This is a genomic window from Sandaracinobacter sp. (genome assembly GCF_041909755.1).
Lineage (GTDB): Bacteria > Pseudomonadota > Alphaproteobacteria > Sphingomonadales > Sphingomonadaceae > Sandaracinobacteroides.
Genome location: NZ_JAYRCW010000125.1, coordinates 1 through 5,808 on the forward strand (window position 1 = coordinate 1; position 5,808 = coordinate 5,808).

General features: G+C 71.8%; 4 protein-coding genes. All 4 read right to left on the bottom strand.

Features of this window, described 5'->3' with window-relative positions:
- A partial coding sequence (locus ACE3O8_RS12570) for a PTS transporter subunit EIIC (protein ID WP_374390261.1) occupies positions 1 to 207 on the bottom strand: 207 nt, incomplete at its 3' end.
- Entirely contained in the window at positions 204 to 2,663 is a 2,460-nt protein-coding gene (gene ptsP / locus ACE3O8_RS12575) for a phosphoenolpyruvate--protein phosphotransferase (protein WP_374390263.1), read from the bottom strand. The genes ACE3O8_RS12570 and ptsP, both read right to left, overlap by 4 nt.
- On the bottom strand, positions 2,660 to 4,819 hold the full coding sequence (locus ACE3O8_RS12580; protein ID WP_374390265.1) for a family 20 glycosylhydrolase: 2,160 nt from the start codon (positions 4,817 to 4,819) through the stop codon (positions 2,660 to 2,662). The genes ptsP and ACE3O8_RS12580 overlap by 4 nt, the downstream gene beginning before the upstream one ends.
- A 105-nt stretch (positions 4,820 to 4,924) precedes the next feature.
- Positions 4,925 to 5,808: TonB-dependent receptor domain-containing protein (locus ACE3O8_RS12585; protein ID WP_374390267.1), on the bottom strand; the 884-nt coding region annotated here is incomplete at its 5' end.

The following is a 5,808-nucleotide window of genomic DNA, read 5'->3' on the forward strand; positions in this document are numbered from 1 at the left end:
ATTGTCCTTCGCAAGGCCGACGCCCACGCCGATGGCGAAGATCAGGCCCAGGTGATCGAAGATGGCGGCCCCGGCCGCCGCGACGAAGGGGATGTCCAGCAGGTCGGGCTGGCCCAGCCGCAGCAGCAGCGCGGCAACCGGCAGCACCGCGATCGGCAGCATCAAGGCCCGGCCCAGCGGCTGCATCCGTTCCAGCAACCCTCTCATGCGGCTTCCTCCAGAAGGCCCGGGCGGCGGACGGCCGCCGCATCCGGGGCGGCCAGCGCCCGCGCGGCCAGCGCGCGGCACTGCGCCATCGAAAGGCCGCGCACGGCCGCCTTCGTCTCCGCGACGGCGGCGGGCGGCACCGAAAGCTCGGTCAGTCCAAGCCCGATCAGGATCGGCACAGCCTGCGGATCCGCGGCGAGCGAGCCGCAGATGCCCACCCAGCGCCCGCGCGTCGCCGCCCCCGCCACCGTCTGCGCGATCAGGCGCAGCACGGCGGGGTGCAGCCCGTCCAGCGTGGCCGCCACCGCCGGGTTGGTCCGGTCTGCGGCAAGCGCATATTGGGCAAGATCGTTGCTGCCGATCGAAAAGAAATCCGCCTCGGCCGCCAGCGTTTCCGCCATCAGCGCGGCCGCCGGCGTTTCCACCATGATGCCCAGCGGCGGCGGCGCGCGCCCCGCCTCGGCCGCCAGCCGCAGCAGCAGCGCGCGGGCCTGCGCCAGCTCCGCTGCATGGGCCACCATCGGCAGCATCAGGCTCAGCGGCGCATCCACCGCCAGCATCGCGCGGAACTGCGCTTCCAGCAGCGCCGGCCGCGCCAGCTGCAGCCGGATGCCGCGCAGGCCCAACGCCGGATTCTCTTCCGCCGGCTGGTCCAGCCAGGGGGCGGGCTTGTCGGCGCCGATATCCAGCGTGCGCACCACCAGCGGCTTCGGCCCGAGCGCGTCGGCAATCGCCTGCACGTCCCGCCGCTGCTCTTCCTCCGTCGGCGGCGTGTCCCGGTCCAGGAACAGGAACTCGGTCCGCAGCAGGCCACAACCCTCTGCGTGCTGCGAAGCCGCCATCCGGGCGTCCGCCACCGAGCCCAGGTTTGCGAACAGCTCGATCGCCACCCCGTCGCGCGTCACCGTGGGCAGCGCGGCCGTGTCCAGCGCGGCCGCCCGCCGTGCCGCCGCCGCCTCGGCCGTCGCGCGCGCCGCCGCCAGCCGGGCTTCGTCCGGCGCGGATTCCAGGCTCGCCGCATCCGCGTCCAGCAGCAGCATCCGCCCGTCCGGGATCGCCCCCAACGGCCCCAGCGCGGCCACCATCGGCAGCCCAAGCCCCTGCGCGATGATCGCGACATGAGAGGTCGGGCCGCCGTCCGCCCCCGCAATCCCGGCCAGGCCCACACCGGCCAGCGCCATCAGGTCCGAAGGGGCAAGGTCATCGGCCAGAAGGATCACCCCCGGCGGCGGCAGGGCCTGTTCGCCGGATTCGCCGGCCAGCGCCGCCAGAAGCTGCCGCTCCACGTCGCGCAGGTCGGCCACCCGCTCCGCGAAGCGGCGCGAGGCCCCCGCCAGCAATGCGGCGAATCCGTCCGTCGCGCGCTGCCATGCAACCCCGGCACTCGCGCCGCCCGCAATCCCGCGCCGCGCCGCATCCAGCAAGGCGGGGTCATCCAGGAACGACAGATGCGCGGCCGCGATATCGGCCGCCGCGCCTTCGCCCCCGGCCGCCTGCGCCAGCGCTGCGGCGGTGGCCTTGCGGGCATACTCCAGCGCCGCCAGTTCGGTGTCGGCCCCCAGAAACGACGTGCGGACCGCGATTTCCGGGCGGCGGAAATGAAAGGCCGGGCCGATCGCACGGCCGGGCGAAGCCCGCACGCCCGTCAGCACCGGCGGCAGGCCGGCAGCCGCGTCCGCGCTGCCGGGTGCGGCGCCCGCGGCGCGGAACTCGCCCATGCCGCCTGCGATCATCGCCGCCACCGCGTCCAGCGCCGCCTCGGCCTCAGGGCCGGTCGCTTCCAGCCGGATCGCCGCCCCGTGCGGCAATGCCAGCGCCAGCATGGCGACGGGGCTGTCGGCCGGCGCCATCCGGTCGCCGCTGCCGATGCGCAGCGCAGCATCGAAACGCGCCGCCTCGCGCGCCAGCCGCGCGGCCGGCCGCGCGTGCAGGCCATGCGCCAGCGGCAGCACCAGATCCCGCGCGGCCACCGGCCCGGCTGCCCCGCCCGTCCGCGCCGCTGCGTCAACCGCCTCCAGCCGCATCAGGGGCTCGCCCGCCGCGATCAGCCCGGCCCCGGCCCATGCGATGCGGAACGCCTCGCCATTGGTGACAAGGATGGGGGTCGCAAGGCTGCGCGCCGCCTGCGCCAGCAGGTCGAGGTCGAAGCGCAGCAAGGGCTGCCCCGCCGCCACCCGGTCCCCCGCCGCCACCAGCGGCTCGAAGCCGCGCCCGCCCAGCGCCACCGTCTCCAGCCCCACATGCAGCAGCAGCGCCGGCCCCGCATCGCACGCCAGCGTGATGGCATGGGCGGCGGAATGGATGCTCTCGATCCGCCCGGCCGCAGGGGCCACCAGCAACCCCTCGGTCGGGTCGATCTGCACGCCCCCGCCCAGCATGCCCTCGGCGAACACCGGGTCCGGCAGTTCGGACAGCGGGGCCACCCACCCGGAAAGCGGGCTCAGCAACTCGATCATTTCAGCTCCAGCCGCTCGATCATCCACAGCGGGTCCGCATCCTTCTGGGTGAAGCGCAGGCACAGATCCGCGGCCGGCCCCGGCAGCGCCTCGATCGGGCCTTCCAGCCGGCTCAGCCCGGCGTTTCCTGCGGCAGGCGTCAGCGGCAGGCTCGCCAGCAGGCGGCCCTCGCAGCTGCCCAGCCGGATCTCCAGCTCACCGCCCGGCGTTCGCGGCACGGCGAACTTCACCTGCGCCATGTCGGCCCCAAGGGAGAAATTATAGGGCACCGAACCGACCGTCGCGACCACCCGGCGGGCGCCGGCCGCCGGGGCCTGCCGCCACAACCAGCAGTTGTTCATGATATCGCCCCACAGGATGTGGCGGACACCGTTCGTCTCCCCGTCATCCTCCAGCCGCAGCGGCAGCTTGTTGCTGCACAGCTCCATGTCAGCGACATGGCGGCTCCTCAGCGCCGCCCCCGTCGCCTCGAAGCGCGCTTCCGGCCCGGTCGGCTGCGCACCCAGAAAGGCGCGGGCGCGGATCGTGGCGGGCGCGGCCAGCAGCAGCGGCGCGTCGGCCTCCGGCGAGGCCGGCGTCGGTGCGGAGCCGTCCGTGGTATAGCGCAGCTTCCCGATCTCCGCCGGCTGCGACAGCGTCACCCGGATCGCCCCGCCCGCGGCGGACATCGCCGCCAGCGGCGCCAGCGGCGTTTCGTTGAAACCATGGCCCAGCGCCCGGTCGCGCTGCATCCGCGCGAACAGGCGCTGCGCAAAATCGGCCCAGTCCCCCACCGGATGGGACCATCCCAGTTCCGCGACCACCAGTCCGCGCGGCCAGATCTGCCGCGTGCGGAACTCAGGCGTCCGGGCATGCTCGGTCCACATATTGGCCTGAAGCCCCAGGATATGGCCGCGCTCCGCCGCCGTCAGCCCGGCGGGCGCCGGATCGAAGCCGAACAGCCGCTTCCAGCTCACGATCTCGCCCCGGCCCGGCGGTTCGTCGGCCGAAGCGCTCTGGCGATGATCGAGGTACAGGATCGGCGCGGGCGACAGCACAGTGTCGTGGCCCGCCTTCGCCGCCGTCACGGCGCCGTCGATCCCCCGCCACGACATCACGGTGGCGTCAGCGGGAACGCCACCCTCCAGGATCTCGTCCCAGCCGATCATGCGGCGGCCGTGAGCGGCCACATGCGCGCCCAGCCGCGCCATGAACCAGCCCTGCAACTCGTTCTCGGTCGTCAGCCCCAGCGCCTTCATCCGCGCCTGCGCGCGCGGATCGGCCTTCCACTGGTCTTTCACGGCCTCGTCGCCGCCCAGGTGGATGTAGGGCCCCGGAAACAGGCCGACCAGCTCGTCGATCACATCCTTCAGCAGCGCGAACGTCGTGTCCTCGGCGCTGAACAGATTGGGCAGGATGCCCCAGTCTGACGACGGCTCGGCCGGCGGGTTCGGTGTCGAGGCCAGTTCCGGCAGCGCGGCGACCGCCGCCGTCGCATGGCCGGGCACATCCACTTCCGGCACGATCGTCACATGGTGCGCGGCGGCAACGGCCACGATGTCGCGGATCTCCGCGCGGCTGTAATGGCCGCAATAGCGCACCGGCTGCCCGTCCGCGCCGGTTCCGGCCGCGCCTGCCGGGCGCCGGCAACCGCCGATCTCCGTCAGCCGGGGGTGCTTCGCCACCGGCAGCCGCCAGCCCTGGTCGTCCGTCAGGTGCCAGTGCAGCCGGTTCAGCTTCGCCTCGCCCATCCGCGCGATCAGCGCCCTGATCTCGTCCGGATGCTGGAAATGCCGGGCGCTATCGATCATCAGGCCGCGCCAGCCGAAGGCGGGCGCGTCCTCGATCGCGATGGCGGGCAACCGCCCCCCGTCCGCCAGCTGCCACAGGGTGACGGCCCCATAATAGAGGCCTGCGTCGGTTGCGGCCCGAACCTCCGCGCCGTCCGGCGTCACCGCCAGCCGATAGCCTTCGGCAGCCCGGATCGCGGGGTCCCGCACGAAACGGATCCGGCCGTCGGGATGCTGCGAAAGCGCCGGCCCGCCCGATCGCCCCAGCAGGTCGATGAAGCGCGCAGCCGCCGCCCGGCTGCCGTCGTCCAGCCCCGAAACCCGCTGCCCCGCCAGCGAAAAGGCGCCCTCCCCCATTTGCATGGACGAGGGCCGAGGCAGGAGCATCGGCACCTCCGCCGCCACGGCGGCGGAGGCAACGATCAGGGGAAGGAGCAGAATTGCGAACCGCATGCCGTCAGCTTGTGCCCGCATTTCGCCCGCCTGTCTTGCTCAGAGCGAGAAGCGCGCGCCAAGCCAGAAGGTGCGGCCATTGTTGTACCAGGCACGCGGCACGCTCTTGTCGCCGACGAAGTAGTAAAGCTTCGAGTTCGTCAGGTTCTGGGCGTCCAGCGTCAGCGACACATTCTTGTTCATCCGCAGCTGAAGCGAAGCGTCGAGCTGGCCGAAATCATCCTGCCACATCGGCGTGGCGCGATCGATGCCGGAGCGGAACTTGGAGCGGTAGCCATAGGCCAGCCGCGCCGACAGCAGCTCGTTCTCGTAATAGCCGGTCAGGTTGAAGCTGTGCTTCGAATTGCCGTCCATCACGTCGCCGTCGTCGTTCTTCGCGTCGGAATAGGTATAGTTGGCGAGCAGGCCGAAGCCCGAGAACAGCGGCTGCTGCCAGTTCACTTCCACGCCCTGGTTGCGGCCGCCCGGGCCGTTCACCGGAGACGTGACCAGGAACCAGGCCCCGTTCGGATTCTGCTCGGTCACGAACCAGCGGCTCGTCGTCGCCGTGGTGACGTAGCTCTGCACCTTCAGGTAGAACAGGTTCACCGAGATCAGCGCCTCGGGGGCGTAATAATATTCCGCCGCCACGTTGAACTGCCAGGCGCGATAGGGATCGAGATCGACATTCCCGCCAGCCGTCCCCGTCAGCGCGAGGTCGTTGAGAGAGAAGGCGCCCGCCAGATCGGCATAGCCCGGCCGCGACATCACCCGGGCAACGGCGCCGCGCAGCACCACATCATCCGACGCGTTGAAGCTGATGTTGGCGCTGGGCAGGAAGTCCCAATAGCTGTTGCTGTCGTTGACGATGTCATAATAGCCGAACAGCGTGTCGAGGTCGTGGCTGGCGGCGGTCGCCTGCGCATATTGCGTGCTCTTCAGAT

Bases quoted from the DNA above. Each gene is read 5' to 3' on its own strand.
- ptsP (WP_374390263.1), bottom strand. From the start codon at position 2,663: ATGATCGAGTTGCTGAGCCCGCTTTCCGGGTGGGTGGCCCCGCTGTCC.
- ACE3O8_RS12580 (WP_374390265.1), bottom strand. From the start codon at position 4,819: ATGCTCCTGCCTCGGCCCTCGTCCATGCAAATGGGGGAGGGCGCCTTT.